Here is a 359-nt window from a genome sequence, read left to right on the forward strand (position 1 = left end):
GTACTGGTTCACTATCGGTCACTAGGGAGTATTTAGCCTTGGGAGATGGTCCTCCCAGATTCCGACGGGGTTTCACGTGTCCCGCCATACTCAGGATACACTCCGGAGGAAACGACATTTCGACTACAGGGCTGTTACCTTGTCTCGCGGATCTTTCCAGATCGCTGCATCTACGCCGTTTCTTTGTAACTCCGTATGGAGTGTCCTACAACCCCAAGAGGCAAGCCTCTTGGTTTGGGCTCTTTCCGTTTCGCTCGCCGCTACTCAGGAAATCGAATTTTCTTTCTCTTCCTCTGGGTACTAAGATGTTTCAGTTCCCCAGGTCTGCCTTCTCATACCCTATGGATTCAGGTATGGAT

Annotated in this window: 1 rRNA gene; it reads right to left on the bottom strand. The window is 50.7% G+C overall.

Annotated features, from left to right (window positions below):
- A 23S ribosomal RNA gene (locus tag AOA62_RS05130) occupies positions 1–359 on the bottom strand; the annotation flags it as partial.

This window comes from Pseudomonas sp. 2995-3 (assembly GCF_002742565.1).
Lineage (GTDB): Bacteria > Pseudomonadota > Gammaproteobacteria > Pseudomonadales > Pseudomonadaceae > Aquipseudomonas > Aquipseudomonas edaphica.